Origin of the sequence: Gallaecimonas xiamenensis 3-C-1, from assembly GCF_000299915.1 — a bacterium.
Taxonomy (GTDB): domain Bacteria; phylum Pseudomonadota; class Gammaproteobacteria; order Enterobacterales; family Gallaecimonadaceae; genus Gallaecimonas; species Gallaecimonas xiamenensis.
This window is the reverse complement of the sequence record NZ_AMRI01000012.1, coordinates 82,561-108,968: the sequence shown is the minus strand read 5'-3', so window position 1 is coordinate 108,968 and position 26,408 is coordinate 82,561. Positions and strand designations below refer to the sequence as shown.

29 protein-coding genes are annotated in these 26,408 nt (G+C 62.7%); 22 read left to right on the top strand and 7 right to left on the bottom strand.

The window, feature by feature from the left end; all coding sequences use genetic code 11:
- The first annotated feature begins 45 nt into the window (after positions 1-45).
- Positions 46-360 carry a GNAT family N-acetyltransferase gene (locus B3C1_RS20805; protein WP_008484626.1) on the top strand — a complete coding sequence of 105 codons (315 nt, stop codon included), beginning with the start codon at positions 46-48 and terminating at the stop codon, positions 358-360.
- A complete protein-coding gene (locus tag B3C1_RS20800; RefSeq protein WP_008484624.1) occupies positions 320-532 on the top strand; it encodes a GNAT family acetyltransferase in 213 nt (70 codons plus the stop codon). Before B3C1_RS20805 ends, B3C1_RS20800 begins: the two co-directional genes overlap by 41 nt.
- Before the next feature lie 46 nt (positions 533-578).
- Here the strand turns inward: B3C1_RS20800 and B3C1_RS10080 are convergent, their stop codons facing one another.
- Positions 579-1,490 (bottom strand): AraC family transcriptional regulator, encoded by a 912-nt coding sequence (locus B3C1_RS10080; protein WP_008484623.1) that lies wholly within the window; start codon positions 1,488-1,490, stop codon positions 579-581.
- A 227-nt stretch (positions 1,491-1,717) separates the two neighbouring features.
- On the opposite strand from B3C1_RS10080, the gene B3C1_RS10075 reads away from it, so the two are divergent.
- Positions 1,718-2,632, top strand: a complete 915-nt coding sequence (locus tag B3C1_RS10075; RefSeq protein ID WP_008484622.1) for an alpha/beta hydrolase — start codon at positions 1,718-1,720, stop codon at positions 2,630-2,632.
- A gap of 84 nt (positions 2,633-2,716) precedes the next feature.
- Here the strand turns inward: B3C1_RS10075 and B3C1_RS10070 are convergent, their stop codons facing one another.
- Together B3C1_RS10070 and B3C1_RS20440 are read right to left on the bottom strand one after the other, a co-directional pair.
- On the bottom strand, positions 2,717-3,373 hold the full coding sequence (locus tag B3C1_RS10070) for a nitroreductase family protein (protein ID WP_008484621.1): 657 nt from the start codon (positions 3,371-3,373) through the stop codon (positions 2,717-2,719).
- Between the two features lie 177 nt (positions 3,374-3,550).
- Positions 3,551-3,703 carry a hypothetical protein gene (locus tag B3C1_RS20440; protein ID WP_192813366.1) on the bottom strand — a complete coding sequence of 51 codons (153 nt, stop codon included), beginning with the start codon at positions 3,701-3,703 and terminating at the stop codon, positions 3,551-3,553.
- A 374-nt stretch (positions 3,704-4,077) separates the two neighbouring features.
- Between B3C1_RS20440 and dusA the strand changes: the two genes are divergently transcribed.
- From dusA to B3C1_RS10045, 4 genes are all read left to right on the top strand, one after another.
- The gene (gene dusA / locus B3C1_RS10060; RefSeq protein ID WP_008484619.1) at positions 4,078-5,049 is read left to right on the top strand and encodes a tRNA dihydrouridine(20/20a) synthase DusA; all 972 of its coding nucleotides are present in this window, start codon (positions 4,078-4,080) and stop codon (positions 5,047-5,049) included.
- 180 nt (positions 5,050-5,229) lie between these two features.
- Positions 5,230-5,478 carry a hypothetical protein gene (locus tag B3C1_RS10055; protein WP_008484618.1) on the top strand — a complete coding sequence of 83 codons (249 nt, stop codon included), beginning with the start codon at positions 5,230-5,232 and terminating at the stop codon, positions 5,476-5,478.
- 90 nt (positions 5,479-5,568) lie between these two features.
- Positions 5,569-5,787: a PspC domain-containing protein gene (locus tag B3C1_RS10050; RefSeq protein ID WP_008484616.1), complete on the top strand. Its 219-nt coding sequence runs from the start codon at positions 5,569-5,571 to the stop codon at positions 5,785-5,787.
- Entirely contained in the window at positions 5,769-6,098 is a 330-nt protein-coding gene (locus B3C1_RS10045; RefSeq protein ID WP_008484614.1) for a hypothetical protein, read from the top strand. The genes B3C1_RS10050 and B3C1_RS10045 overlap by 19 nt, the downstream gene beginning before the upstream one ends.
- On the opposite strand, the gene B3C1_RS10040 is transcribed toward B3C1_RS10045, so the two are convergent.
- Positions 6,085-6,828, bottom strand: coding sequence for an enoyl-CoA hydratase-related protein (locus B3C1_RS10040; protein ID WP_008484612.1), 744 nt, complete (start codon positions 6,826-6,828; stop codon positions 6,085-6,087). The genes B3C1_RS10045 and B3C1_RS10040 overlap by 14 nt on opposite strands.
- 69 nt (positions 6,829-6,897) lie before the next feature.
- Between B3C1_RS10040 and B3C1_RS10035 the strand changes: the two genes are divergently transcribed.
- The 3 genes from B3C1_RS10035 to B3C1_RS10025 all read left to right on the top strand — a co-directional run bounded on the left by B3C1_RS10035 (position 6,898) and on the right by B3C1_RS10025 (position 9,205).
- On the top strand, positions 6,898-7,314 hold the full coding sequence (locus tag B3C1_RS10035; protein ID WP_008484610.1) for a copper chaperone PCu(A)C: 417 nt from the start codon (positions 6,898-6,900) through the stop codon (positions 7,312-7,314).
- Between the two features lie 10 nt (positions 7,315-7,324).
- Positions 7,325-8,281, top strand: a complete 957-nt coding sequence (locus B3C1_RS10030; protein ID WP_035481712.1) for a DUF2333 family protein — start codon at positions 7,325-7,327, stop codon at positions 8,279-8,281.
- 174 nt (positions 8,282-8,455) lie between these two features.
- Entirely contained in the window at positions 8,456-9,205 is a 750-nt protein-coding gene (locus B3C1_RS10025; protein WP_008484607.1) for a TIGR04219 family outer membrane beta-barrel protein, read from the top strand.
- A gap of 76 nt (positions 9,206-9,281) precedes the next feature.
- Here B3C1_RS10025 and B3C1_RS10020 read toward each other — a convergent pair whose 3' ends face one another.
- Positions 9,282-9,959: a GAF domain-containing protein gene (locus tag B3C1_RS10020; RefSeq protein WP_008484606.1), complete on the bottom strand. Its 678-nt coding sequence runs from the start codon at positions 9,957-9,959 to the stop codon at positions 9,282-9,284.
- A gap of 170 nt (positions 9,960-10,129) precedes the next feature.
- Here B3C1_RS10020 and B3C1_RS10015 point away from each other — a divergent pair, with 170 nt between their 5' ends.
- From B3C1_RS10015 to cysQ, 8 genes are read left to right on the top strand one after another with little or no spacing between them, the layout of a single operon-like run.
- On the top strand, positions 10,130-11,809 hold the full coding sequence (locus B3C1_RS10015) for a diflavin oxidoreductase (protein WP_035481710.1): 1,680 nt from the start codon (positions 10,130-10,132) through the stop codon (positions 11,807-11,809).
- Complete coding sequence (cysI, locus tag B3C1_RS10010) at positions 11,809-13,476, top strand: assimilatory sulfite reductase (NADPH) hemoprotein subunit (RefSeq protein WP_008484604.1); 1,668 nt, start codon at positions 11,809-11,811, stop codon at positions 13,474-13,476. Before B3C1_RS10015 ends, cysI begins: the two co-directional genes overlap by 1 nt.
- Entirely contained in the window at positions 13,451-14,140 is a 690-nt protein-coding gene (locus tag B3C1_RS10005) for a phosphoadenylyl-sulfate reductase (protein WP_008484603.1), read from the top strand. The genes cysI and B3C1_RS10005 overlap by 26 nt, the downstream gene beginning before the upstream one ends.
- A 7-nt stretch (positions 14,141-14,147) precedes the next feature.
- Complete coding sequence (gene cysG / locus B3C1_RS10000) at positions 14,148-15,500, top strand: siroheme synthase CysG (RefSeq protein WP_008484601.1); 1,353 nt, start codon at positions 14,148-14,150, stop codon at positions 15,498-15,500.
- Complete coding sequence (cysD, locus tag B3C1_RS09995) at positions 15,497-16,384, top strand: sulfate adenylyltransferase subunit CysD (RefSeq protein ID WP_008484599.1); 888 nt, start codon at positions 15,497-15,499, stop codon at positions 16,382-16,384. Before cysG ends, cysD begins: the two co-directional genes overlap by 4 nt.
- Positions 16,384-17,715 (top strand): sulfate adenylyltransferase subunit 1, encoded by a 1,332-nt coding sequence (locus tag B3C1_RS09990; protein WP_008484598.1) that lies wholly within the window; start codon positions 16,384-16,386, stop codon positions 17,713-17,715. Before cysD ends, B3C1_RS09990 begins: the two co-directional genes overlap by 1 nt.
- Positions 17,712-18,320, top strand: coding sequence for an adenylyl-sulfate kinase (gene cysC / locus B3C1_RS09985; RefSeq protein ID WP_008484597.1), 609 nt, complete (start codon positions 17,712-17,714; stop codon positions 18,318-18,320). The genes B3C1_RS09990 and cysC overlap by 4 nt, the downstream gene beginning before the upstream one ends.
- Entirely contained in the window at positions 18,304-19,056 is a 753-nt protein-coding gene (gene cysQ / locus B3C1_RS09980; RefSeq protein WP_008484596.1) for a 3'(2'),5'-bisphosphate nucleotidase CysQ, read from the top strand. The genes cysC and cysQ overlap by 17 nt, the downstream gene beginning before the upstream one ends.
- Here cysQ and B3C1_RS09975 read toward each other — a convergent pair.
- The gene (locus B3C1_RS09975; protein WP_083858300.1) at positions 19,013-19,822 is read right to left on the bottom strand and encodes a TIGR03899 family protein; all 810 of its coding nucleotides are present in this window, start codon (positions 19,820-19,822) and stop codon (positions 19,013-19,015) included. The two genes, cysQ and B3C1_RS09975, sit on opposite strands and share 44 nt — an antisense overlap.
- Positions 19,823-19,911: 89 nt before the next feature.
- Here B3C1_RS09975 and B3C1_RS09970 point away from each other — a divergent pair, with 89 nt between their 5' ends.
- Together B3C1_RS09970 and mepK are read left to right on the top strand one after the other, a co-directional pair.
- Positions 19,912-21,030 (top strand): L,D-transpeptidase family protein, encoded by a 1,119-nt coding sequence (locus tag B3C1_RS09970; RefSeq protein WP_008484594.1) that lies wholly within the window; start codon positions 19,912-19,914, stop codon positions 21,028-21,030.
- 77 nt (positions 21,031-21,107) lie between these two features.
- Complete coding sequence (mepK, locus tag B3C1_RS09965) at positions 21,108-21,650, top strand: peptidoglycan L,D-endopeptidase MepK (protein WP_008484593.1); 543 nt, start codon at positions 21,108-21,110, stop codon at positions 21,648-21,650.
- Between the two features lie 46 nt (positions 21,651-21,696).
- On the opposite strand, the gene B3C1_RS09960 is transcribed toward mepK, so the two are convergent.
- Entirely contained in the window at positions 21,697-22,257 is a 561-nt protein-coding gene (locus B3C1_RS09960) for a YtfJ family protein (protein WP_008484592.1), read from the bottom strand.
- Positions 22,258-22,396: 139 nt separating this feature from the next.
- Between B3C1_RS09960 and B3C1_RS09955 the strand changes: the two genes are divergently transcribed.
- Entirely contained in the window at positions 22,397-24,649 is a 2,253-nt protein-coding gene (locus tag B3C1_RS09955) for a zinc-dependent metalloprotease (RefSeq protein ID WP_008484590.1), read from the top strand.
- A 9-nt stretch (positions 24,650-24,658) separates the two neighbouring features.
- Positions 24,659-26,395 (top strand): aminopeptidase P family protein, encoded by a 1,737-nt coding sequence (locus B3C1_RS09950; RefSeq protein ID WP_008484589.1) that lies wholly within the window; start codon positions 24,659-24,661, stop codon positions 26,393-26,395.
- Positions 26,396-26,408 lie beyond the last annotated feature (13 nt).

The window sequence follows — 26,408 nt, the reverse complement described above, 5'->3', positions numbered from 1 at the left end:
ACCGGGGGCTTGGCCCCCGGCTGTCGACCCTGATAAGGATTTACCATGACTCAATTTGTTATCCGCCCTGAACGCCAAGGCGACATCCAGGCCATTGGCCAGGTCACCAAGGCGGCCTTTGCCCAGGCAGCCCATAGCAGCCATACCGAGCACTTTATTGTCGACGCTCTGCGGCGCGAAGGGGCCTTGGCATTGTCCCTGGTGGCCGAAGAGGCAGGGCAGGTGCTGGGCCACCTGGCCCTATCCCCTGTTACCTTGACGCCCCAAGAGGACGCCTGGTTGGGGCTGGGGCCCATCTCGGTATATAGGCGCGGCGCTGATGGCGGCAGCCATTGCCGAGGCCAAAAAAGCTGGTGCTAAAGGCATAGTGCTGCTGGGCGACCCGGCCTATTACGGCCGCTTTGGCTTTCGCCATTATCCCGGCCTTGTCTTGCCCGGCGTGCCGGCTCCTTACTTCCAGGCGCTGGTGTTGGCAGGGCAGGTGCCCAGCGCCCAAGTGTGCTACCACAGCGCCTTTGAGGCCCAGGCCTGAATGGAAAAAGCCCCGCTGAGCGGGGCTTTTTTATGGGCGCGCAGGCTCAATTGACCTGCTCGCGAAGCTCTTTGATGTCCCGTAGGGGCGGCGCCCCAAACAGCCGGGCGTATTCGCGGCTGAACTGGGAAGCGCTTTCATAGCCCACCCTAAACCCGGCGCTGCTCACATCCAACTCGTCGTTGAGCATCAGCTGCCGGGCCTCTTGCAGGCGCAGTTGCTTGAGGTATTGCAGCGGGCTCATGCCCGACACCGCCTTGAAGTGATGGCGAAAGCTGGAGGTGCTCATATGGGCCATGTCCGCCAGTGTTTCGATGCTGATGGCCTCGTTAAAGTGATTTTTCAACCAGCCCATGACCTGGGTGATATGGCGGCTGGACGAACCGCTGGCGTTTAAATGCATGTAGGTGGCCCCATGGGGGCTCAGCAGCAGCCGGGCGATGATCTCCTGCAGGGTTAAAGGCGCCACCAGCGGCAGCAGCTCCGGGGTGTCCAGCAAGGCCACCAGCCGGTCGACGGCTTCAAGCATGCCGCTGTCCAGGCGGCCCTGTGACAAGGCGCTGTAGCTCAACTCTTTTGGCGCCCTGGGTAGGGTCACCTGGGAAGCAACCTGCATCACCAGCCTTGGGTCCAGGCGCAGCATGATCGCCAGGTAAGGGTCGGCAGGGCTGGCCTGGGTTACCTTGGCCACCACTGGAATGTCCACCGACGCCAACAGCGACTGGCCAGGACTGTTGTCAAATACCAGGTCACCTATGCTGGTCTGCTTGTAGCCCGCGACAGTGATGGCCAGCCCCAACTCGTAAACGCAGGGCAGGGGCTCCGACACCTTGTCCCGCCTGTGTATGGAAAGGGCCGCTATCTCGGTTTGATAGTCTCCACTGTGGTTGGCCAGGCGTAGCAGTCTGCTGCGCAGGCTGGCCAGGGCGTCAGAGGTCTTGCTTTGGGCGCTGTCCATGGGTTGTCCTGCCAGGGGGAATACAGACAAGTCTATCTCCCGGCCGGCTAAAACTGCGATTTTTTTCGATTTCTTGTTGAAATAGGCAAGAATGTAGCGCTTTTGTGCAGGATGTTCACCAGCTCCTCGTTGATACTGAATTCGTGTTCAAACGGCTCAGCCCAGTCGGGGCTCCCAGACGGACCGCCCGGCGTTGAGCCGACGACTATCACCGAGGAGTGTTCAGCATGAAAAACATCCAAATTCCCAACCACAATGGCCAAGGCGTTACCCTGGCGGCCGTGATTAACTTCCCGGCCGGCTTTGATGAAAGCCGCCAGTACCCGGCGCTGGTGGTGGCTCACCCCGGTGGTGGCGTCAAAGAACAAACCGCCGGCCTCTATGCCCGCAAGCTGGCCGAGCACGGCCTGGTCACCATCGCTTTTGACGCCTCCTACCAGGGCGCCAGCACCGGCGAGCCCCGCCAGCTGGAAAACCCCTATATCCGCACCGAGGACATCAGCGCCGTTATCGACTACCTGACCACCCTGCCTTATGTGGATAACGCCCGTATCGGCGCCATGGGTATCTGCGCCGGCGGTGGCTATGCCGCCAATGCCGCCATCACCGACCGCCGCATCAAGGCCCTGGGTACCGTCAGCGCCGTCAACATCGGCCAGATGTTCCGTAACGGCTGGGAAAACACCGTGCCGGACGCCGACGCCCTGCCTTATGTGGTGCATGGCTCAGAAGCCCGCACCAGCGACGCCAACGCCAGCGAACTGGCTACCCTGCCGCTGGCGCCGATGCGCGAAGAAGATGCCCCCAACGAGGAGCTGCGTGAAGCCTGGGAGTACTACCACACCCCGCGCTGTGAACACCCCAACGCCCCGGGCTTTATGACTGCCCGCAGCCTCAACCAAATCATCACCTACGATGCCTACAACCTGGCCGAAGCCTTCCTGACCCAGCCGATGCAAATCGTCGCCGGCAGCGTTGCCGGCAGCAAATGGATGAGTGATGACCTGCTGGCCCGCGCCGCCAGTAGCGACAAAAACCTGCACGTGGTGGAAGGGGCCAACCACATGTCCCTGTACGACGTCCCCCAGTACGTGGACGAAGCGGTATCGGTGCTGGCGCCTTTCTTCCAAGAACGGCTCTAAGTTAAGGTTGTCAGTGCCAAGGTCCCCCAAGGGGGGCCATAAAAAAGGCCAGATTTGCATCTGGCCTTTTTGCGTCTTGGCGCCTTAGAGGACGGTAATGATGTCGTCCTGGGCCAGGCGGGCCTTGGGCAGGCCGTGGTTATAGTCTTCCCCATCCTTGTGGTAACCCATGGCCAGGGCCACCTCGCAGATGTGGCCGTCCAGTTCGTCTTTGAACAGCTCGGTCAGCATCTGGGCGTCCACCCCTTCCATGGGGGTAGAAGCAATACCCAGGCGGGCCAGGGTGTGCAGCAGGTTGCCAAGGGCTAGGTAGAGCTGGGACTTGGTCCAGCCGCCGTTGTAGCCGTTGGCGTCGGTATTGGCCTGGGCAAAGGCGTAGGCGCCCATAAAGGCGTCGTAGCGGTCGGCCGGCAGGTGGCCTGAGCTGACTTCGGCGTCCACCCGCTTGCTGAATTTTTCTTTGGTGAAATGGGGGTCATAGGCAAAGAGGATGGTGTGGGAGGCCTCTTTGGCATGGGGCTGGTTGAACTGATACTTGTTGGCGAAGCTGTCGTGGAAACGCTGCTTGGCGGCATCGCTTTCAATGACGATGAACTTCCAGGGCTGGGAGTTGATGGAAGAAGCCGAGAGGCGCAACGCTTCCTTGATGACATCCATATCGTCGGTACTGATGCGCTTGCTGGCATCGTACTTCTTGACGGTGTAACGGCTGTTCAGATCTTGGATGATGGGATGGGTCACGCTTTTCTCCAACGGGCATTCGCAGGTCACGGAGGGCAGCGGGTCAGGGGGTAATGGCCTGCCCTGTGCCGCCGTCTCCAGTCGGGCCGCTATTCTAAGCAATGCGCTGCGCTGATAAAGGTGCAAAAGGCAGAATAACTTTATCGTTTTTTTTGATAATCCCTCGGCCAAGGGCCTTTAACGGGGGTTATTCCGGTAGGGCGGTGAGCCAAAGCGCTCAATCAGGAAGTCGATAAAGACCGGCACCTTGTGGGGCATCAGCCCTGAGTTGGGCCTTACCGACCAGATGGCGGTGCGCTCCTGTACCGGGTAGTCGGTGAAGATAGCCACCAGCTCACCTCGCTCCGGATGCTGGTAACAACACCAAGTCGAACACAGGGCAATGCCTATGCCCGCCAGGCTGATGTTATGCAGGGCTGCTCTTTGAACCAAGAGCTTGAGGCGCTGGAGGTTCCTGGCGCCATTGTCAAAAGCAAATCCAGGGCCAGGCCTGGGTGCGCTAACGGACCTTTACTGAGACCCCATTAGCCATTCACGTTTTCTATCAGGCGCCCGGTGCGCCCTAAATCTAGCTGCCCCGGCGGGCGCTATCTTCACCTGAATAAACGCCAAGACGACCTGGCCCAAGGTTAGGCAATGCGGCTGATTTGCCGCTGGGGTGGCCATTGAGTAAACTTTGCGCCCCTTTGATGTGAGCGCGCCCCATGCTGGACCGTACCTTCTCCGTTGCCCCCATGCTGGATTGGACCGACCGCCACTACCGGGTCTTTGCCCGGCAGCTGAGCCGTCATGCCCTGCTGTATACCGAGATGGTGACCACCGGGGCCATTATCCATGGCAAGGGCGACTACCTGGCGTTCAGCGAAGCAGAGCACCCGGTGGCGTTGCAGCTGGGGGGCTCGAACCCGGCGGACTTGGCCCACTGCGCCAAGTTGGCCGAGGAGCGGGGCTATGATGAGGTGAACATCAACGTCGGTTGTCCCTCTGACCGGGTACAAAACGGCCGCTTCGGCGCCTGTTTGATGGCCGAACCGACCCTGGTGGCGGACTGCGTCAAAGCGATGAAGGACGCCGTCTCCATTCCGGTGACGGTAAAAAGCCGTATCGGCATCGACGATATGGACAGCTACCCCTTCTTGGTAGATTTCGTGTCCACTATCAGCGAAGCCGGCTGCGATACCTTTATCGTCCATGCCCGCAAGGCTTGGCTGAGTGGCCTTAGCCCCAAGGAAAACCGCGAGATCCCGCCGCTGGATTACCCCCGGGTCTACCAGCTGAAAAAGGACTTTCCGAACCTGCATATCGGCATCAACGGTGGCATCAAGACCCTAGATGAAATGCAAGGCCACCTGGCGCACGTGGACTCGGTGATGGTGGGGCGCGAAGCCTATCAAAACCCTTACCTGTTGGCCGAAGTGGATGCCGCTCTCTATGGCGTGGATAGCGCCATGGTCAGCCGCCGCGCCGTGGTGGAGGCCATGTTCCCCTATATCGAAGCGGAACTGGCCGCTGGTGCCCGCCTTAACCACATCAGCCGCCATATGCTGGGGCTCTTTAACGGCCAGACCGGTGGTCGCCGTTGGCGCCGTTACCTGTCGGAAAATGCCCACAAAACCGGCGCCGGTCTTGAAGTGATGGAGGCCGCCCTGGCCTTGACCGAACGCAGTCCTGAATGAGTGGTAAATTTCGCCAACAGCGTTGGCGTATTTAGTCACACCAGTCCCTAAATAAGGCCACCCTTACGGTGGTCTTATTTTTTATTATGTTAAAAATCAATAACTTAAAATAATAATCAAGGTTGGCACGGCCCTTGTAATACCCCTTGTGTATTCGATAACCCCAACAAGGAGTTGGCCATGAAAACCCTGAACATTGTTGTCCTGGCCGGTGTTGTTATGTTGTCTGCACCTGTTGCCGCCCAAGAAGATCTCACCACCACTGTTACCAACATGGTGGTTGAGCAAAGCAGTAAAGCCCTGGAAAGCATCCAGGAAAACCTGAGCAAGGAACTCAGCAAGAAATTGGAAGCGGCCATGTCCAATCTGGCTCTGCCGGAACTGGGCAGCACTGAGGAAGCGCCGGCCGAACAGGACGATCAGCAATGATCAGCATGTCGCTGCTGTTGCTTTACTGGCTGGTACCGCCGGCCGTGGTGTTGGCGGGCGGTACCTTGATCACCTTGATAGGAGGCGACCATGCGTGAACGCTGGTACCAAGACCGAAGCAACAAGCTGTTGTTCGGCGTCTGTGCGGGGCTGGCCCCGGTGATTGGCCTGGACAGGGCCTGGGTGAGGCTGGCGGCTTTGGTGGCCTTGCTGATCTCCCCGGTGACCACCGCCATTTTGTACGGTGTCGCCATCTGGTTGCTGCCTGTTAAACCGTATTTGGAGGGGCAATGGGAAAGAAAACCCTGATAATCCTGGCCCTGGTCGCCGCCTGGCTCTATTTCGCCTTCGGTGGCGACTGGCAGCACCATGTGATGGTGATGAGCGGCCACAACAGCTGGCAGGTGGATTCCAACCTGGGGGCAGTGGCCCTGGTAGGCGTATTGTTCCTGGTGGCTTTGGTGACCCTGGGGGGGACCCTGCTGGGAGTGGTTTTACTGCTCTTGCTGATATGCGGGAGCCTGTTTTTCGGGCTGGCTTTTGTATCCATCCCGTTGTGGCTCCCGCTCTTGGTGATCTGGCTGCTGGTCAGGCCCAGCCGCCGGGTCAACGCCGGGTAAAGAAGGCCTTGACGGCCGCCTTGCACTCGTCACCTTGCAACAGGCGCACGAACTCACGGGCCTCGTCGGCAATGGCCTTCTCCGCTTCCTTTTGATAGGGCGCGCGAATGAGGGCCTTGGTGGTAGCCAGGGCGTCGCTGGGCAGCTGTGCCAACTGTTTGGCCAGGGCCAGGCCGGTAGCGCAAACGTCCCCTTCAACCACCTGATTGATCAGCCCCTGGCTTAGGGCTTCTTCGGCGCTGTAGGCTTTGCCGGTCAACAACCATTCGTTGGCCTTGGCCTGGCCGATACGCTTGGCCAGCAGCAGGCTGGACCCGGCTTCGGCGCATAGCCCCAGGGCCACAAAAGGCAACTGGAAGCGGCTACCGGTTTGGGCGACCACCAGGTCGCAATGGAGCAGCACAGTGGTGCCGATGCCCACCGCCGGGCCGGCTACCGCCGCCAGCAGCGGCTTTTTGAAGCGCACCAGGGTGGTGAGGAAGCGCAGAATCGGGCTATCTTCTCCCAAGTCCTTGAGGCTCAAGAAGTCTTCCAGATCGTTACCGGCGCAGAATACCTGGTCGTTACCCTGCAGCAGCACCACTTTGACAGCCTGGTCAGACTCGGCTTGTCTTAGGGCTGCGGTAAGGCCGTCGTACATGGCTTGGGTCAGGGCGTTTTTCTTGTCGAAGCGCTCCAGACTGACCTTGAGCACGCCCCCTTCCAGGGCGGTTTTGACGAAATCGGTCATCGGGATTTCCTATATCTGTTTTGGCATGAGTACGTTAGACTGGTACAACCAGTAAAACAAGGAGGTCGGGTGAAATACAGCATCGGATTCTTGCTACTGGCGAGCCTCGGCTTGGCCGCCGAGCCCCTGGCAGTGGACGGTCCCTGGGTGCGGCTGATGCCGCCAGGGGTTAACATGACCGCCGCCTATATGACCCTGCGTAACCAAGGGGACAGCCCCCTGACTATCGAAGCGGTACGCAGCCCCGAGGCCAGCTCCGTGATGCTGCACGGCTATCGCCAGGACGGGGACAAGGTGCGCATGACCCACCTGGACAGCCTAACCCTGGCACCGCACCAGACCCAGGTATTGGAACCCGGTGCCCTGCACCTGATGGTGATGGGCTTGAGTGCCCCCTTGGCGGTGGATAAACCGCTGACGCTGACATTGTATTTTTCAGACGGGCGGACCCAGGATATCCTGGCCCGACCCCGCTCTTCTCAATAAAGGAGTCGTTATGGTGAGAGGAAAAGTCGTCACATGGAGCTTTGTGGGCCTGGTTGCCGCCGGTTACCTGTTGGGCCTTTACTGGTCCAGTGAACCGGACCGCTTTGACGTCAAGGCCCAGGCCCAGGCGGCCATAGCGGCAGACAACCTGCCCGGCGATGTGACCGGCACCACCATGACCAGCACCGTCATCCACATTGCCGACACCCTGCTGGACAAGCCCGGTGGCTTCCTGTCCAACGATGTGGCGCCCCCTTCGGTGTTCCTGGACAACATGCCGGCCTGGGAATTTGGCAACCTCGAATTGCTGCGCGACACCACCTTGGTGATGCGTAACGAGTTGTCCCGTTCCCAGTCCCAGTCCAGCGAAGACCGGGATCTCAAGGAAGCCCAGCCGCTTTTTAACGTGGACCGCCGCTCCTGGGTGATGCCCCGTGCCGAGAGCGAGTACCAGCGCGGTATCAACCACCTCAAGGCTTACCGGGCCCGCCTCAGCAAGACCGGGCCGGACAAGGCTGAATTCTATGCCCGCGCCGACAACCTGCGTGAACTGCTGCGCCTGGTGGAAAAACGCCTGGGCAGCTATAGCCAACGCCTGGCGGCCTCCGTCGGCCAAGAAAGCCTGGACCTGCCGGAAGACGGCCAGATCCATGACAAGGTCTCCACCTCCTGGTGGAAGCTGGACGATGTCTTCTACGAAGCCCGTGGTTACAGCTGGGGCCTGCTTCATGTGCTCAAGGCTGCCGAGGTGGACTTTGAGCCTATCCTCAAGAACAAGCACGCCATGGTGAGCCTGCGCCAGATCATCCGCGAGCTGGAGTCGACCCAGCAAACGGTGTGGAGCCCGATGATCCTCAACGGTTCCGGCTTTGGCTTCTTGGCCAACCACTCCCTGGTGATGGCCAACTACGTCAGCCGGGCTAACGCCGCTGTCACCGACCTCCAGGAATTGCTGGACAAAGGTTGACCACCAAGCCGCCTCCGGGCGGCTTTTTTGCAACATTTATCCTTTATCCTGATGCCTGGGCTAAAAAAGCCGCATCCGGATGTCGCCAAGCTGTATGGAGTGTCCGGCGCCCTTGCCCCTGGCGGACGGCTAAGGCTACTCTCTTCACAGCTGATTTCCATGGAGTTAAAGGACATGAAAAAAACTGTTGCTGCCGCTGCCCTGCTAAGTGCTTTTGCCCTGCCGGCCAGCGCCGATGCCCTGGGCATTTATGCCGGTGTGGGCCAGTGGAAAAACGACTTCTCCGGTGATCTGCTGTCAGAGCAGGTCCAGGTGGACGACGAACTGGGCCTGGACAGTGCCGATTTGACCCAGTGGTACGTCAATTTTGAACACCCCATACCGCTGTTGCCCAACCTGCGCTTGGCCTACAGCGATATCTCCGAGAGCGGCAAAGGCCAGCTCAATGAAAACGTCGAATTCGACAACACCACCTTCATCGCCGGTACCGAGGTTAAAAGCGACCTGCAGATCGAGATGACCGATGTCACCTTTTACTACGAGCTGTGGGATATCGGTGGCGATCTGGACCTGGGTATCACCGCCCGCCACCTGGACGGCCATGTTGAGCTGGCCAACGATCTCACCGGCAGCGGCCGTGAGAGCGTCGACGAGTGGGTACCCATGCTGTACCTGAACGGCCGTTTCGACCTGCCCCTGACCGGCCTCTATGTGGGTGCCCAGGGTAACGGTGTCACCTACAGCGGCAACCGCCTTATCGATTACAGCGCCTTTGTGGGCTACGACTTCGACATCATAGGCCCGGTGGATGTGGGCGTGCAGCTGGGCTATCGCTCCATGGAGCTCAAGCTGGACGACATCGGTGACTTCGACGCCGACCTGAAACTCGATGGCGTTTTCGCCAACCTCAGCCTGCACTTCTAAAGCGCTGTGCTGATAAAAACCCGCTTCGGCGGGTTTTTTTATGGGTACAAAAAAGCCCCGCGTTGCGGGGCTTGGCTCAGAGCTGGCGGGCCGTCCACAGGGCCAGGCCCACAAAAACAGCCAGCTTCTCATCGCTGAAATAGTCCGGGCTGAAGGCTTCGGCGTCGAGGATGCCGATGGTGTTGCCCGCTTCGTCGTACAGCGGAATACACAGCTCCGCCTGCACCTTGGGGTCGCAGGTGTAGTATTCGCCGCCGTCCTTGAGGTAGGCCGCCACGTCCTGGATCAAACGGCCACGGCCGCTCAGGCCCACGGTGGCATTGTTGGAGATGGTGGCAAACTCGGCGGTCAGGGGGAACTCGGGGCGGGACGGGGCGCCACAGTAGGCGTACTTGACCAGCACCTTGTCACCAATGGGGTTGACCTTGGCCGGATAGAGGCCCAGCCAGTCCACCTGGGTTTGTGCCGTGACATGCTCCACGGCGGCATTGAGGCGGGCCAGCAGGGCATCGTTGTCGGCGTTCTGGCCGCCCATGATGGGGCGAAGGTCATAAGGCTCTTCGGCCAGTTGCCCGAACAGGGAACAGGCACCGCCTTCACCCAGCTCCGGCACCTGGTAAAGGTAGTGGGCCAGGGGCCCCGCAGGGGCCAGGGGCGCCAGTTGGTCCAGGGTGGTGACCTGGGCGTCGGCTATGGCAAGTCCTTGAGAAGAAAGGGCAATGCCGGACAGCTCGGCATAACGGGCGGCGTTCACGGCGCACTCCTGATGGCATGGGCTAAAGTGGCTGCATTCTACTTTGGGCCAAGGGCGCCTCACAACCGCGCTGCTTATTCCGTTATGGCATACAAAAGCCTTTTTTAATCTTTCTGTTTGGACGTCCAGCCACCTAAGATGGCGCCATTATTGTCCATACCTACGCGCCCATGACCCAAGTATTGAATCAACTGACCCAGGCGGTCAGGGAACAACTCTCGCAGTTGTCCAGCGACGACCTGCGCTGGCTGAGCGGTTACCTGGCTGGCCTTGCCGACGGCAAGGCCCAAGGTGGCCAAGCCCCTGTTTTGGCGGCCCCCGCTGCGGCCAGCCGCCCCTTGCTGGTGCTCTATGGCTCCCAGACCGGCAATGCCGAAGGCGTTGCCAAGACCTTTGCCGAAGCGGCCAAGGCTGCCGGCCTCAGCGTCACCCTGGCCTCCATGGCCGGTTTCAAGGCCAAAAAGCTCAGTGAGGCCCAAGACATCGCCCTGGTGGTATCCACCCACGGTGACGGCGAGGCGCCGGACGATGCCATTGCCCTGCACGAACTGCTGGGTTCCAAGCGGGCCCCGGACTTGAGCCAAACCCGCTTCTCGGTCATGGCCCTGGGGGACAGCTCCTACCCGCTGTTTTGCCAGACCGGCAAAGACTTTGACGAGCGCCTGGCCGCCGCCGGCGGCGAGCGCTTGCTGGCCATCAAGGAAGCCGACGTGGACTTCCAGGCCAATGTCCAGGCCTGGCAAGACGAGCTGCTGTCGGCCCTGGCCGCTGCCGTGCCCCAGGTGCAAAGCGCCGCCGAGGTCAGCAGCACTGCCGTTGCCCAGCCCACCCGCGCCAACCCGCTGAGCGCCGAAGTGCTGGCGGTACAGCCCCTGACCATAGACGCCGGCCACGAGGTGTTCCACCTGGAGCTGGACGTACCCAGCCTCAGCTACCAGCCCGGTGACGCCCTGGGTATTGTGGTGCAGCAAAGCGACGCGCTGGTGCAGGCGGTGCTGGACGCCACCCGCCTCAACGCCGACGAAATCGTCAGCCTCGACGGTAAGCAGCTGCGCCTGTTCGATGCCCTTAAAGGCAAAGAACTGACAGTGCTGCACCCCAAGACGGTCGCGCAGCTGCAACTGTCCGAAGGGGAGGGCCAGCTGCCCGAGCGTATCCGCACCCGCAGTGAGTCTTTGACTGCCCAGCAGCTGGTGGACGCCCTCAAGCCCCTGGCGCCGCGCCTTTACTCCATCGCCTCTTCCCCCAACGAAGCCGAGGGCGAAGTGCACCTGACCGTGGCCCTGGTGGCCTTCGAAGCCGAAGGCAACGCCCGCTTCGGGGTGGCCTCCGGCCTGGTTTCCCGCCTGCAAGCCGGTGACCAGGTGCAGGTTTATGTGCAGCCCAACAACCGTTTCCGCCTGCCGGACGCCGACAAGCCGATGATCATGATTGGCCCAGGCACCGGGGTGGCGCCGTTCCGCGCCTTTATGCAGGAACGGGAAGCCACCGAAGCAGTTGGCCGCAACTGGCTGTTCTTTGGCAGCCGCAACCTGCGTAACGACTTTTTGTACCAAACCGAATGGCAGCGCTGGCTCAATGAAGGGCTGCTGAGCAAGCTGAGCCTGGCTTTCAGCCGCGACCAGCAAGACAAAATCTACGTCCAGCACCGCCTGCAAGAGCAGGGGGCCGATGTCTGGCAATGGCTGAACGACGGCGCCTACCTCTATGTCTGCGGCGACGCCGAACGCATGGCCAAAGACGTGCACCAGGCCCTGGCCGGCATCATCGAAAGCCACGGCAACACCGACGGCGAAACCTATTTGAACGACCTGCGCGCCCAGGGCCGCTACCTGAGGGATGTTTACTGATGGCCTCTCCCAACGAACGCATCAAGATCCAAAGCCGCCACCTGCGTGGCACCCTGGAAGACAGCCTCCACGACGGCCATACCGGTGCCCTGCGTGAGGACGATACCCAGCTGTCCAAGTTCCACGGTTTCTACCAGCAGGACGACAGGGACATCCGCAGCGAGCGTGCCAAGCGCAAGCTCGAGCCCCTGTACAGCTTTATGCTGCGGGCCCGGGTACCGGGCGGCGTGGTAACCCCAGAGCAGTGGCTGGTGATCGACCAGCTGGGCCGTGAGCTTTCCGGCGGCAGCGTGCGCCTGACTACCCGCCAGACCTTCCAGTACCACGGTATCCTCAAGGAAAGCCTCAAGCCCCTTATCCAGGGCCTGCACAGCGCCTTGCTGGACTCCATCGCCGCCTGTGGCGACGTCAACCGTAACGTGCTTTGCAACACCAACCCGGTGGATTCGAGCCTGCACCAGGAGGTGTACCGCCAGACCGTGGCCCTGTCCGAGCACCTGCTGCCCAACACCCGTGCCTACCATGAAATCTGGCTGGACGAGGAAAAGGTGGCCGACTCCGCCGAGCCCATCTACGGCGATACCTACCTGCCCCGCAAGTTCAAGGCTGCGGTAGCCATCCCGCCCCATAACGATGTGGACGTCTACGCCAACGACCTGGGCTTTGTGGCCATCGCCGAAAACGGCAAGCTGCGCGGCTACAACGTGCTGGTGGGCGGCGGCATGGGCACTACCCATGGCGACACCGCCACTTACCCGCGGGTAGCCAGCTGCCTGGGCTTTATCAGCCCAGAACAGATGAATGCGGTAGCCGAAGCGGTGCTCACCACCCAGCGTGACCACGGCAACCGTGAGCAGCGTAAGAACGCCCGCCTCAAGTACACCGTCGATCGCCTGGGTGTGGACGCCTTTCGCGCCGAAGTGGCAAAGCGCAGCGGCGTCACCTTCCTGCCGGAAGTGCCGGTGCTCTTTACCCAGCAGGGCGACCGCTTCGGCTGGGTTGAGGGTGTGGATGGCCGCGACCACCTGACCCTGTTCGTGCCCGAAGGCCGCCTTATCGACAAGCCCGGCCAAGGCTGGCTGACCGGCCTGCGCGCCATTGCCCAGGTGCACCAGGGCGATTTTCGCATGACCGCCAACCAGAACCTGATCATTGCCGGTGTGCCCAAGGCCGAGAAGGCCAAGATCGACGCCCTGGTCGCCGAACATGGCCTGAACCTGGCCACCACCCGCCTGCGGGAAAACGCCATGGCTTGTGTGGCTCTGCCCACCTGTGGCCTGGCCATGGCCGAAGCCGAGCGTTACCTCGAGGACTTCGTCGCCAAGGTGCAAGATCTGCTGGACGAAGTGGAACTGGGCGACCAGGACATCGTCACCCGTATCACCGGCTGCCCCAACGGTTGTGCCCGTCCCTTCCTGGCCGAAATCGGCCTGGTGGGCAAGGCCCCCGGCCGCTACAACCTGTTCCTGGGCGCCGACGGCCGTGGCCTGCGGGTCAACAAGCTGTATCGCGAGAACCTCACCGAGACCGAGATCCTCGCCGAACTCAAACCGGTACTGAGCCGCTATCGCGCCGAGCGCAACGCCGACGAACGCTTCGGCGACTTCGTGGTGCGCATTGGCGTGGTCAAGGAGGTCAAAGATGCCCAAGTCGATTTTCACGCCTGAAGACCAGCAATTGCTGGAGGGCCTGGACGCCCCGGCGCGGGTGCGCTGGGCCCTGGATAAGCTGCCCGGTGACTTTGCCCTGAGCTCCAGCTTCGGTATCCAGGCGGCGGTGATGCTGCACCTGGTCAGCCGCGAGGCGCCCGGTATTCCGGTGATCTTTGTCGACACCGGCTACCACTTCCCGGAGACCTACGGCTTTGTGGACCAGCTCACCGCCAAGCTGGGGCTGAACCTCAAGGTGTACAGCCCCAAAACCAGCGCCGCCTGGCAGGAAGCCCGCCATGGCAAGCGTTGGGAGCAGGGGGTGGACGGCATCAAGGCCTACAACCAGGACAACAAGGTCGAGCCCATGCAGCGCGCCCTTGACGAGCTTGGGGTGCAGAGCTGGTTTGCCGGCCTGCGCCGGGACCAGTCCAGCACCCGCCAAGGGCGCGGTGTGCTGGAAAGCCAGAACGGCCGTACCAAGGTCTACCCCATTATCGACTGGAACAACCGCGACGTGTTCCGCTACCTCAGCGAACACGGCCTGCCGTACCACCCCTTGTGGGACAAGGGCTATGTGTCGGTGGGGGACTGGCACTCCACCGTGCCCCTGTCCGAACAGATGACCGAGGAACAGACCCGCTTTGGCGGCCTGGTCCGTGAATGTGGCCTGCACGAGTAAGTTGTTGATGCACGATTTTCCGTTGTTTCTGGATTTGCATGGCAAGGATGTGCTGGTGGTGGGGGGCGGCCAAGTGGCCTGGCGCAAGGTCCAGGCGCTGCATAAGGCCGGCGCCAAGGTGCGCCTGGTGGCCAAGCGCCTGTGCGCCGAAATTGCCGCCAGCCCCATCGACCATGTGGCCGAACAGTTCGAGCCCAAGTGGCTGGACGGGGTCTGGCTGGCCATTGCCGCCACCGACGACGAACTGGTGAACGAGGCGGTGGCCAAGGCCGCCAACGAACGCCGGATCTGGAGCAACGTGGTGGACCAGCGCGCGCTGTGCAGTGCCATAGTGCCGGCAGTAGTGGAGCGCAAGCCGGTCACCATCGCCATTTCCAGCGACGGCCAGGCGCCGGTGCTGGCCAGGCGCCTTCGGGAAAAACTGGAAGCCGAAGTACCCCAGTGGACCGGTGCCCTGGCGGCGCTGATGGGCCGTTTTCGCGACAAGGTGGCCAGTCGCCTGGCCAGCTTCAGCGACCGGCGCCGCTTCTGGGAAGCGTTGCTGGACGGTGACACCGGCCAGCAGCTGGCCAAGGGTGACATTGCGGCCGCCGAAGCCGAATTGGAAGCCTTGCTGGCCGGTGAAAACCGCCGCTCAGGCTGGCTGAAATTGGTGGGCGCCGGCCCCGGAGACCCGGATCTGTTGACCCTCAAGGCCCTGCAAGCCATCCAGGCGGCGGACGTTATCGTCTATGACCGGCTGGTCTCCGCTGCGGTCATGAACCTTGCCCGCCGCGACGCCCACTTTATTTCGGTGGGCAAGGAAAAGGGCCTGCATTCGGTGCCCCAGCAGGAGATTGAAGCGATCCTGGTGCGCGAAGCCAGCACCGGCAAAAGGGTAGTGCGCCTCAAAGGCGGCGATCCTTTCGTGTTTGGCCGTGGCGGCGAAGAAGTGCTGGCGGCCCGCGCCGCCGGCATAGCGGTGGAAGTGGTGCCCGGCATCACCGCCGCCGCTGCTTGCAGCGCCCGCACCCAGGTGCCTTTGACCCACAGGGGCCTGGCCAACCAGATGACCCTGGTTACCGGCCATTGCCAGCCCGGCGGCGAAGACGCCAACTGGCGCGCCCTGGCCCAGCCCAAGAGCACCCTGGCCATTTACATGGGCCTGACCCAGAGCAGCCATATTGCCGACGAGCTGATCGCCGGTGGCCTGGCCGCCGCCACCCCGGTACTGGTGGTGGAGAACGGCACCAGGCCCGAAGAGCGCCGTTTTCGAACCGACCTTGGCCAACTGGCCGACACCATTGCCCGGGAGCAGGTGCAATCACCCGCGCTCCTTATCGTGGGCGACACCGTGACCCTATATCAGGAGGACAAATGAGCCTGAGTCCCCATCTGGCGGCCCTGGAGGCCGAGTCCCTGCACATCATCCGTGAAGCGGCAGCCGAGTTTGAGCGGCCGCTGATGCTCTATTCCATCGGCAAGGATTCGAGCGTGCTGCTGCACCTTATCCGCAAGGCCTTCCTGCCGGCCCTGGTGCCCTTCCCGGTGCTGCACATCGACACCGGCTGGAAATTCCAGGCCATGTACGCCTTCCGTGACGCCCAGGCCAAGAAGTTCGGCCTGGATCTGAAAGTGGTGCAAAACCCCGAGAAGCTGAACCCCTTCGACCACGGCAGCCGCTACACCGACGTGATGAAGACCGAAGCCCTCAAGGCCGAGCTGGCCCGTGGCAAGTACGACTGCGCCTTCGGCGGTGCCCGCCGTGACGAAGAGGCCTCCCGCGCCAAGGAGCGGGTGTTCTCCCACCGCGACGCCTTCCAGCGCTGGGAGCCGCGCCGCCAGCGCCCGGAGCTGTGGACCCACGTCAACAGCGACCTGGCCAAGGACGAGAGCATGCGGGTTTTCCCGCTGTCCAACTGGACCGAGCGGGACATCTGGGCCTACATCCGCGCCGAAGAAATCGAACTGGTACCGCTGTACTTTGCCGCCGAGCGCCCCGTGGTGGAGCGTGACGGCCAGCTGTTCATGGTGGACGACGAGCGTTTCCGCCTCGAGCCCGGCGAAGTGCCGCAGCTGAAAAAGGTACGTTTCCGTACCCTCGGCTGCTACCCCCTGACCGCCGCCATCGAGTCCGACGCCCAGACCCTTGACGAGGTACTGGACGAGCTGGGCCAGCTGGGCGCCAGCGAGCGCTCCGGCCGCATGATCGACAAAGACTCCACCGCCGCCATGGAACGTAAGAAACGCCAGGGGTACTTCTGATGCAAGACACACTGAAACTGCTGACCTGCGGCTCGGTGGACGACGGCAAGTCCACCCTGATTGGCCGCTTCCTGTTCGAGACCGGCCAGCTCTATGCCGACCAGCTCAAGGCCCTTGGCGACCCCCTTGAGAACGGCGAACTGCCCTTTGCCAACCTGCTGGACGGCCTGGAAGCCGAGCGCAGCCAGGGCATCACCATAGACGTGGCCTGGCGCTTTGCCGAAGCGGGCAGCCGCCATCTCATCATTGCCGACACCCCCGGACATGAGCAGTACACCCGCAACATGGTGACCGGCGCCTCCCATTGCGACCTGGCCATCATCCTGGTGGACGCCCGTAAAGGCATTATCCGCCAGACCCGCCGCCACAGCTTCCTGTGCCACCTGCTGGGCATCCGCCAGTTCGTGGTGGCGGTGAACAAGATGGACGCCGTCGACTACGACGAGGCCACCTTCAAGGCCATCGAAGCCGACTATTACCAGCTGGCCGAGCGTATGCCCGGCGCCAATATCAAGGTGCTGCCGGTGTCTGCCCTCAAAGGCGAGAACCTGGCCAAGCTGTCCGGCAAAATGCCCTGGTACCATGGCCCGACCCTGCTTGGCGCCCTGGAAGATGCCAGTGTCAGCCGCCCTCAGCTCAAGGGCGTGCGCCTGCCGGTGCAGACCATACTGCGCCCCAACCAGGATTTTCGCGGCTTTGCCGGCACCCTCTTTGCCGGCACCCTGCAGGCCGGCGACACCGTCTACCACTGGCCGTCCGGCAACCATGCCCTGGTGCAAAGCGTGTGGCGCTCCGGTGAAGAAACCGAGGTGGTCGGGGCCGGTGACGCCGTGGCGGTGCAGCTGGACCGGGAAATCGACATCAGCCGTGGCGACTGGCTGAGCAATGGCCCGGTCACGGCAGCCCGCACCTGGAAAGGCTGGCTGGTATGGCTGGACGACCAGGGCCATCAACCCGGCAAGCGCTATCGTATCAAGGCGCCCAGCCGCTGGACCTGGGGCAAGGTCATCAACGTCAGCGGCCAGCTCAACGTGGACAACTGGACCATCAGCGACGACGCCGAGCTGAGCGCCAACGCCATCGGCCAGGTGACCTTGCAGCTGGAAGAAAGCCAGGCCCTGGACATCTACCAGCAAAGCCGCCACACCGGCAGCCTGCTGCTGGTGGACCCGGATACCCAGCAGACCGTGGCGGCCTTTATGGCCGAAGAAGCGGTGGCCGACAGCAACAGCCAGCGCCCGGCCATCAGCCAGGCCGAGAAAGAGCTTAACGCCTACATTCGCCGCCACTACCCCCATTGGCAGGCCATCGACGTGAGCGACTGGTCATGAGCAGCAACCTGACCTGGCACCAGCACACGGTGGACGCTGCCAGCCGCGCCGAGGCCCTGGGGCAAAAGCCCCTGGTGCTGTGGTTTACCGGCCTGTCCGGGGCCGGTAAATCGACCCTGGCCAACGGTGTGGAACAGGCCCTGGCCCAGCGGGGCAAACATGCCTTCTTGCTGGACGGCGACAACGTCCGCCACGGCCTTTGCAGCGATCTGGGGTTTAGCGACAGCGATCGCACCGAGAACCTGCGCCGGGTAGGGGAAGTGGCCAAGCTGATGGTGGACGCCGGCCTGATAGTGCTGGCGGCCTTTGTCTCGCCCTTTGCCGCCGATCGCCAGCTCATTCGTGAGCGCCTGCCCCAGGGAGTCTTCGTGGAGATCTACGTGGAGGCGGACTTGGCCACCTGCGAGTCCCGGGACCCCAAAGGTCTTTACGCCAAGGCGCGGCGGGGCGAGATAGCCCAGATGACCGGGCTGGACTCACCCTTCGAAGTGCCGCAAAGTGCCGACCTGGTGGTCAACACCCAGCAGCTGTCGCCGGAGCAGGCGGTGGCCAAGGTATTGGCCTGGCTGGACGACAAGGTGGAGTGGCATGCAGGCATTGATTGAGGCGGTCAAGGCGGCGGGGCTTAAGGCTCTGTCCTTCCAGGGTAAGGTAGCGGCCGAGGACAAGTCCGACGGCTCGCCGGTGACCCTGGCCGACAAGGCGGCCCATGACATTCTGATGGTGGCCCTTGGCGACACCGGCTACCCGGTGTTGTCGGAAGAAGGGTCCCATACCCCCTGGGCAGAGCGGCAGCATTGGCAAAAATTCTGGCTGGTAGACCCGCTGGACGGCACCAAGGAGTTTTTGGCCGGGCGCCCGGACTTTACCGTCAACGTCGCCCTTATCGAGGCCGGCCAGCCGGTATTGGGGCTGGTCTACGTACCGGCCACCGACCATCTCTATGTGGGTGAAAAAGGCAAGGGGGCGTACCTGGAAGTGGCCGGGCAGCGCCGGGCCATTGCGGTCAAGGCTGCAACCCAGCCGCCGGTGGTGCTTGCGTCCCGCTCACACCCGGCGCCGGAACTGGCCGGTTGGCTGGAAAGGCTGGGCCAGTACCAGTTGGCCAATCGCGGTTCCAGCCTAAAATTTTGCGCCATCGCCGAGGGCAGCGCCCAGCTCTACCCCCGCTTTAATCCCACCATGATGTGGGACACGGCGGCGGGCCAGGCGGTGCTGGAGGCGGCCGGCGGCCAGGTGCTGACCCTGGCCGGCCAGCCCATGAGCTACCACCGAGAGGCCCTGCGTAACGGCGGCTTTATTGCCAGCTCAGGGTCAGTTCCCCTTCCGCCAAGCGCTTAAGCTCGGTTTCAAACTTGCTGTCCGGCTCGGTGGCCACCAGCCGGGCCAGCTCGTCACCAATCACGCTGAATCGGTAGTAGGTCAGGTGCACCCGCCGCCGGTTACCCAGCAGCTGGCCGCGATGGCCGCCCATGCTGAACTGCAAGGGGATTTGGCGCAGGTCGGCACTGACCAGCTCCGAACTTTGCAGCAAACCCAGCTCCATCAAGGTGGCCAGGGCAGAGTAGGGCAGGCCGAACTGGCCCATGGGCAGCAGCCGGGTATGGCCGCCCCCCAGGGCGTGGCGTTTGTATAGCCCTATTACCAACCGGTATTCCTGGCCCACGGTCAGGGCCATGTTGACCACCTTGGCAAAGAGCTGGGTCTCTTTGAGGGAGAGCTTTTCCAGCACCTCCAATGTGCGCCGGGAAAAGCTGCCGGGCTGTTCCAGCTCGCGCAGCAGTATGGTGGCCCACAACCCCTGCATGCGGGGGTTGCCGGTGTTCTCCGACAGGCGGCTGAAATGGTAGAACCAATCCCCGTCCAACTCGTCCACCACCAGGTCGGCATTGGCCTGGAGCAGGGCCTTGTGCAGTATGGCTTCGAGGTTGCGCTGGCGGGGGGGGGGGCGGCACCCGCCCAGCGCCGCCCGGCGCCTGGCCCTGTCCAGGGGGTCACCCTTGGCGTCGCTGTACAGCGAGCCTTCCAGCCCTTGCTGCTGGGCCAGTTGCCGGAGCCTGTCCTGGGTGCTGTAACCCATCCTTTCCACTGGGGCTGTCTTTTCCATGGTCGCCGCTGCATTAAAAGCACTGTTGCCAGCCTATCCTAATTCTCCCTGACTGTCGCTGGCCGACCATACTAGGTAGGGGAGGTTGTATGGCCATCAAAGCGTGGGTTTGGACAGTGCTGCTGTTGTGGGCCTGGCCGCTGCAAGCCGACTGGCTGAGCGACCAGCGCCAAGCACTGCAAAAAGCGGCCGTGCAGATGGAGCTGTTAGCCGACATGGGCCATTGGCCCTACTTGGAAGGAGCCACCCTTAAACCGGGCCAGCAAAGCGACCTGGTGCCGGCCATTCGCGAGCGCCTCTGGCTAACGGGGGATCTGAGCGACCTGGCCGAGCCGGGTGACATTTATGACGAGCAGCTGGTGGCAGCGGTGAAAGCCTTCCAGGGCCGCCACGGCCTTAAGGAAGACGGCATCGTTGGCCAGGCCACCCGCCAGGCCCTTAACGTCACCCCGGCCCAGCGGCTGCTGCAGATCCAGGGCACCCTTCAGCGCATGGCCCAACTCCAGCCGGCCCCCGAGCAACTGGTGGTGAATATCCCGGCCTTTTCCCTGACCTGGTTCGACGGCGACCAGGTGCGCCTGCACTCCAAGATAGTGGTGGGGCGCCCGTCCCGGCCCACCCCGCAGATGGAAACCCAGGTCACCGCCATCGAACTCAACCCCTACTGGAACGTGCCCTACAGCATTTTTCGCCGAGACTACCTGCCCAAGGTGCGCAGGCTGGGGGTAGCGGAACTGGTAGAGCACCAGATAGACATAGTGGAAGGCTACGGCAACCAGACCCGGGTAGTGCCCATGCCCGATGAGCTGCCGTCGCCCTGGCCCCCCCATTGGCGGCTGCGTCAGCGGGCCGGGGACTTCAATGCCTTGGGCCGGCTCAAGTTCGTGTTGCCCAACAACGACGCCATTTACCTGCACCACACCAACCAACCCAGCCTGTTTCGCCAAGCCAGACGGGCCTACAGCTCCGGCTGCATCCGGGTCGAGGAGGCCTACAGCCTGGCCGCCCAGCTGCTTTTCGACCATCCCGATTGGCGAGATAGGGTGGCCAGTGGCCAACGGGTCAAGATCCCCCTGACGGTGCCTCTGCCCATCGCCCTGGTCTATTGGACAGCTTGGCTGGACGATGAGGGGCGCTTGCAGTTCAGGGACGATCTTTACGGTTTGGATCTGGGGGCCAATTCACAATATGCCCTGCATAAAGATTGATCATTTTTTGCGCAGCCTGTAGTTTGATGGCAGTTTTATGACTAAGCATCCAAAAACACCCAGCTGTAGGAGGTGAAATGCAGGGGAAAGTGCTCTCCCGTCGCCATTTTTTGCTTGGCGTCGGCACCCTGGCTGCCGCCAGTGTCCTACCAGGGAAGGCTTTGGCCAGCGTCGGCCACAAAAGGGCTTTGAGCCTGATGAATCTCCACACCGGCGACAAGGCCGATGGGGTTTATTGGCAAAACGGCCTTTATCTCAAGGAAACACTGCAAAGCTTCAATCATGTGCTCAAAGACCACCGCAGCGGTGATGTGACCCAGATGGATCCGGCGCTCTTTGATCAACTGACCCGCTTGACCGGCAACCTGGGCTTTGACGGCACCATAGAGGTCATCTCCGGCTATCGTAGCCCGGCCTCCAACGCCGCCATGAAGAAGGCCGGCCGCCACGTGGCCACCAAGTCCTTCCACTGCCTTGGCAAGGCCATCGATATCCGCCTACCCGGAGTGCAGCTGGCCAAGGCCCACAAGGCGGCCCTGGCCATGAAGGCCGGCGGGGTGGGCTACTACCCCCAGGACGGCTTTATCCACATCGACACCGGGCCGGTACGGCGCTGGTAATAAAAAAGGACGAGCCTGGCTCGTCCTTTTTTGTTTGAGTTTGTGCTCAGGCACCGGCCAACAGGCTTTGCAGCAGGCTCATCACAGAGGCAATCTCCTGCTCGGTCAGTTTGCCGTCTTTGGCAAACCGCACCTTGCCCTGGGTGTCCAGCACCACTATGGCGGAGCTTTTCCCGTCAAGCTCCCAGGCTTTCTTGACCTGGCCTTTCTCGTCCAGAATCACTTCTGAGTAGGGGAAATCCTTCTTACCGTCTTTGGCGGAGCTGCGCACAAAGGGGCCGGTACCCCAGACGGCGTCATCGACGTTGATGATGGTGACGGTCTGGTACTTGTCCTGGGGCAGGTGACCGGCCTTGATGGCGTCGATCAGCGGCTCGTTGATCTCCTTGGCGCTGGTGCGGCCGGCGAAATGCTGGATCACCCTGACCTTGCCGGTCAGGCTGTCACTGGAAAAGGGGGCGTAACCGAATTCCTTGCCGTCCAGGGTGATGGCGCCTTCGTCGTCGACGGTGACGGCGGGCAGGGGGGCATTTTCCTGGATGTTGTGGGCCAGGGCCGGCAAGGCCAGCAGGGCGGTCATGATCAGGGCCGGGGTCAGTTTGCGCATGGGTGCTGCTCCTTCTTATATGGTCGGGCCATTGTGCAGTAACTTGTCGGACTTGTCAGGCGTTCAAACCCAAGCGCCTTGCAACATGCTGATAAAAAAGGCGCAATGGGTAGGTAACCCTCGCTTCCGGGAGACCCTAATGCGCTTTTTTGCCCTGCTGGCCCTGTGCTGGGCCTGCTTTGCCCAGGCCAGTGTCATCGACGGCCTTAAGGCCAAGCCTGGCTTTTATGATCTCTACCCCGACCCAAACCAGGGGGCCCTGTGGATAGCGCCCCGCTTTGACGAGCCTTTCTTGCTGCACGCCAGTCTACCTTGGGGCCTGGGCGCCAACGAAGTGGGGCTGGACCGCAATCAGGTCAGCGAAGCCTTGCTGGTGCACTTTTCCCGCCAGGGCAATCAGGTGCAGCTGATCCAGGACAACACCAAGTTTCGGGCCAGGGGCGGCTTTGCCGACGAGCAACAAGCGGTAGCCCAGGCCTTTGCCCGCTCGGTGCTCTGGCAAGGCCCCCTCAAGGACGGCAAGTACCTGGATTTGAGTTCCCTGGTGCTGGCCGACCGCCAAAGCCTGGCGGCCCGGGTCAAAGGCGCAGGGCAGGGCAGCTATAGCCTCAATAAGGGTCTGTCGGCCCTGGACTGGGCCAACACCAAGAGTTTTGCCGACAACACCGAGCTGCAAGGGGTGCTGACCTTTACCGGTGACGCCACGGGGGAGGCCATTCGCTGGGCCCTGCCGGACGCCGGCCACCTGACCCTGGTGCAGCGCCTGTCCCTTATCCGCCTGCCGGACGCCGGTTACACGCCGCTGCCCTACCACCCCCGCAGCGGCGCCTTCTCGGTGGATTTTCAGGATTACGCCGTGCCCCTGGACCAGCCCATTGAACAGGGCTACCAGCTGCGCCACCGGGCCGATGCCAAGCATCCGGTGATCTATTACCTGGATAATGGCACCCCCGAGCCGGTGCGCTCGGCGCTGTTGGACGGCGCCCGCTGGTGGAGCGCCGCCTTCAAGGAAGTAGGTATCGAATTTCAGGTCAAGGTGCTGCCGGACGGCGCCGACCCCATGGATATCCGCTACAACGTCATCAACTGGGTACACCGAGCCACCCGTGGCTGGTCCTATGGGGCGGCGGTGGTGGACCCCCGCACCGGGGAAATTTTAAAAGGCCAGGTGAGCCTCGGCTCATTGCGGGTGCGCCAGGATCTGCGCATTGCCGAGGCCCTGGTGGGCAAGGCCCATCACCAGCAGGCCCTTGAAATGGCCCTGGCGCGCCTTCGCCAACTGGCGGCCCATGAAGTGGGCCATACCCTGGGTTTTCAGCACAATTTTGCCGCCAGCACCCAGGATGACGCTTCGGTGATGGACTACCCCCATCCCAAGGTCAGCGTCGAAAACGGCCAGGTCAGCCTGGCCGGGGCCTACGGGGTCGGTCTTGGCCGCTGGGACCATTACCTGGTCCAGTATGCCTACGCCAAGGACCAGGCCCAGCGCAGCGCCCTGATTAAAGACAACCTACGCCAGGCCTATATCTCGGACGAAGGGGCCAGGGGCTATGGCAGCAGCGAACAGGCCGCCAACCTCTGGGACTTTGGCGCCGACCCTTTGAAGGCCCTTGAGCAGCTGCTGGCGGCGCGCAAGTTGGCCCTGGGCCGCTTTGCCAAGGAGGCGGTGGGCCCAGGCGAGCGCGGTGATGACTGGCAGCGCAAGCTCACCCCCCTGTACCTGCTGCACCGCTACCAGGCCGAGGCGGTAGCCCGGCTGCTGGGGGGCAGCCACTATGCCTATGGCCGCCAGGGGGAAGGGCGCCTGGGCACCTGGCCGGTGGCGCCTGAGCAACAGCAAGCGGCCCTGGCGGCCCTGGATGGCCTGCTGGCCGATGCGGTACTGGCCTTGCCCCAGGATCTGGTGCTGGCCATGCCCGCTGCCGGCCAGGACCACCAGTTGCGCCAAGAATGGCTGCCAAGCCGCCTTGGCCAGCAGTTTGACCCCCAGGCGTCGGTCGAGGCGGCAGCCCAATTGGTGCTGGCCCCGGCCCTGGCACCGGCGCGTCTGGAGCGCCTCTACCAGCAGGCCAAGGGGCCTGATATGCTGGCCGCCATCAATACTCTGGTGCTCAACCGTTGGCGGCGCAGCCAAGCCAGCCCTACCCAACAGGCCGTGGCCTGGCAGGGCTTGGCAGAATTGGCCAAAAGCCTGCCCCAGCTGTCGGCCCCGGCCGCTGCCGCCCTTCGCAGCGAGCTGAGGCTGTCGGCGCAATGGCTGCAAAACCGCAAGGGTGACGACCCTTGGCCGCGCCAGCAGCGGGAAGCGGGGCTTTGGCTGGCCGCTTACCTGGCCGACCCGTCACCCCCCCTGCCGGCCCAGAGCACCTTGCCACCGGGTTCACCCATTTAAGGAGCCATGATGTCGGTGATACAACAGATCCAAGCCCAGCTCGGCGACCTGGACGCCTGGCTTGTTCCCCATGAAGACGCCTACCTTGGCGAATACCTGCCCGCCGCCAACGAGCGGCTGGCCTTTGTCAGCGGTTTTACCGGCTCGGCCGGGGTGGCCCTGGTTACCCGTGACGCCCTCCATGTCTGGGTGGACGGCCGCTACACTGTGCAGGTAAAAACCCAGGTGCCGGCCGGTACCCAGGTTCACCACCTCCATGAAAGCCCCATCGCCGATTTCTTTGCCCAGCTGCCCCAAGGCAGCCGGGTCGGTTTTGACAGTTATTGTGTCAGTGCTCGCCAATTAAGGCTGTGGCGCGAAGGGGCCCCTGGGGTCGAGTTTGTCCATGGCCCCAACCTGGTGGATGCCTGCTGGCCGAGCCGTCCGGCCTTGCCGTCCGCCAAGGGCTTTGCCCTACCCACCAGCCTGACCGGCAAGACCTGCCAGCAAAAACGCCAGGACCTGGTCCGGGGTTTTGCTCCTAAGGCGGACGTGGCGCTGATTGCCCAGCCCGACAGCATGGCCTGGCTCACCAATCTGCGCGGTGCCGACGTGCCCTGCCTTCCGGTGCTGCTGATGCGCGGCCTGCTGGCGGCCGATGGCCAGCTGAAGATGTTTGTGGACCAAGAGCGGCTGCCGGCAGAGGCCGAGTTGGGGGAGGGAGTCGAGGTGTTGGCGCCGGCGCAGCTGGCTGCCGAACTGACTGCCCTTAACGGCAAAAAAGTGCTGGTGGACGAGGCCCTGACCCCGGCCTACCTGGTGGACGCCCTGAAGGCGGCCGGTGCCACCTTGGTGCTGGGTGCAGACCCTGCCCTGGTGCCCAAGGCGGCCAAAAACGCCGTGGAAATTACCGCCATGAGCGAGGCTCACCTACGTGACGGGGTGGCCGTCAGCCAGTTCCTGTGCTGGCTGGACGCCATAGTGGCTCAGGGCCAGCGCCCCGACGAGGCGGCCCTGGCCGAACAACTGGAAGGCTACCGCAAGGCCCAGGCCGACTACCTGGAGCCCAGCTTTGACACTATCTCGGCGGCCGGTGCCAATGCTGCGCTGCCCCATTACAACTTCCGTAACGGCGCCCCGGCTACCTTGCCACAAAACGGCCTCTACCTGGTGGACTCCGGTGGCCAGTATCGCCTGGGCACCACGGACGTCACCCGCACTGTGGCCATAGGCGAGATCAGCGACGAGCAGCGGCGCCTTTATACCCTGGTGCTCAAAGGCCACATTGCCCTTAGCCGGGCCTTGTTTGTAAAAGGTACCTGCGGCCACCAACTGGACGCCTTGGCCAGATCGCCCCTATGGGCCCAGGGCTATGACTACGACCATGGCACCGGCCATGGGGTAGGGCAGTGCCTGAGCGTACACGAAGGGCCCCAACGTATTGGCAAGGCCGCCAACAACCACCCGCTGCTGCCGGGCATGGTGCTGTCCAACGAACCGGGCTACTACCGGGAAGGGGCCTTTGGCATCCGCATCGAGAACCTGGTGGTGGTGCAGGAACGCCAGGCCCCGGGGGACAGGTCGGTGCTGGGCTTTGCCGACCTGACCTTTATCCCCATGGACAAACGCCTGGTGGACAAGGCCCTGCTGAGCGCCGACGAGTTGGCCTGGTGGAACCAGTACCACGGCCAGGTACTGGCCAAGATAGGGCCCCGGGTGACCGGGCACACCCTGGACTGGCTGAAGGCGGCCTGCGCGCCGCTCTAAACAAAAAAGGCGT

Coding starts and splice junctions, on each gene's coding strand:
- B3C1_RS20805 (WP_008484626.1), top strand. CDS start 46: ATGACTCAATTTGTTATCCGCCCTGAACGCCAAGGCGACATCCAGGCC.
- B3C1_RS20800 (WP_008484624.1), top strand. CDS start 320: ATGGCGGCAGCCATTGCCGAGGCCAAAAAAGCTGGTGCTAAAGGCATA.
- B3C1_RS10080 (WP_008484623.1), bottom strand. CDS start 1,490: ATGGACAGCGCCCAAAGCAAGACCTCTGACGCCCTGGCCAGCCTGCGC.
- B3C1_RS10075 (WP_008484622.1), top strand. CDS start 1,718: ATGAAAAACATCCAAATTCCCAACCACAATGGCCAAGGCGTTACCCTG.
- dusA (WP_008484619.1), top strand. CDS start 4,078: ATGCTGGACCGTACCTTCTCCGTTGCCCCCATGCTGGATTGGACCGAC.
- B3C1_RS10055 (WP_008484618.1), top strand. CDS start 5,230: ATGAAAACCCTGAACATTGTTGTCCTGGCCGGTGTTGTTATGTTGTCT.
- B3C1_RS10050 (WP_008484616.1), top strand. CDS start 5,569: ATGCGTGAACGCTGGTACCAAGACCGAAGCAACAAGCTGTTGTTCGGC.
- B3C1_RS10045 (WP_008484614.1), top strand. CDS start 5,769: ATGGGAAAGAAAACCCTGATAATCCTGGCCCTGGTCGCCGCCTGGCTC.
- B3C1_RS10040 (WP_008484612.1), bottom strand. CDS start 6,828: ATGACCGATTTCGTCAAAACCGCCCTGGAAGGGGGCGTGCTCAAGGTC.
- B3C1_RS10030 (WP_035481712.1), top strand. CDS start 7,325: ATGGTGAGAGGAAAAGTCGTCACATGGAGCTTTGTGGGCCTGGTTGCC.
- B3C1_RS10025 (WP_008484607.1), top strand. CDS start 8,456: ATGAAAAAAACTGTTGCTGCCGCTGCCCTGCTAAGTGCTTTTGCCCTG.
- B3C1_RS10015 (WP_035481710.1), top strand. CDS start 10,130: ATGACCCAAGTATTGAATCAACTGACCCAGGCGGTCAGGGAACAACTC.
- cysI (WP_008484604.1), top strand. CDS start 11,809: ATGGCCTCTCCCAACGAACGCATCAAGATCCAAAGCCGCCACCTGCGT.
- B3C1_RS10005 (WP_008484603.1), top strand. CDS start 13,451: ATGCCCAAGTCGATTTTCACGCCTGAAGACCAGCAATTGCTGGAGGGC.
- cysG (WP_008484601.1), top strand. CDS start 14,148: ATGCACGATTTTCCGTTGTTTCTGGATTTGCATGGCAAGGATGTGCTG.
- cysD (WP_008484599.1), top strand. CDS start 15,497: ATGAGCCTGAGTCCCCATCTGGCGGCCCTGGAGGCCGAGTCCCTGCAC.
- B3C1_RS09990 (WP_008484598.1), top strand. CDS start 16,384: ATGCAAGACACACTGAAACTGCTGACCTGCGGCTCGGTGGACGACGGC.
- cysC (WP_008484597.1), top strand. CDS start 17,712: ATGAGCAGCAACCTGACCTGGCACCAGCACACGGTGGACGCTGCCAGC.
- cysQ (WP_008484596.1), top strand. CDS start 18,304: ATGCAGGCATTGATTGAGGCGGTCAAGGCGGCGGGGCTTAAGGCTCTG.
- B3C1_RS09975 (WP_083858300.1), bottom strand. CDS start 19,822: ATGGAAAAGACAGCCCCAGTGGAAAGGATGGGTTACAGCACCCAGGAC.
- B3C1_RS09970 (WP_008484594.1), top strand. CDS start 19,912: ATGGCCATCAAAGCGTGGGTTTGGACAGTGCTGCTGTTGTGGGCCTGG.
- mepK (WP_008484593.1), top strand. CDS start 21,108: ATGCAGGGGAAAGTGCTCTCCCGTCGCCATTTTTTGCTTGGCGTCGGC.
- B3C1_RS09960 (WP_008484592.1), bottom strand. CDS start 22,257: ATGCGCAAACTGACCCCGGCCCTGATCATGACCGCCCTGCTGGCCTTG.
- B3C1_RS09955 (WP_008484590.1), top strand. CDS start 22,397: ATGCGCTTTTTTGCCCTGCTGGCCCTGTGCTGGGCCTGCTTTGCCCAG.
- B3C1_RS09950 (WP_008484589.1), top strand. CDS start 24,659: ATGTCGGTGATACAACAGATCCAAGCCCAGCTCGGCGACCTGGACGCC.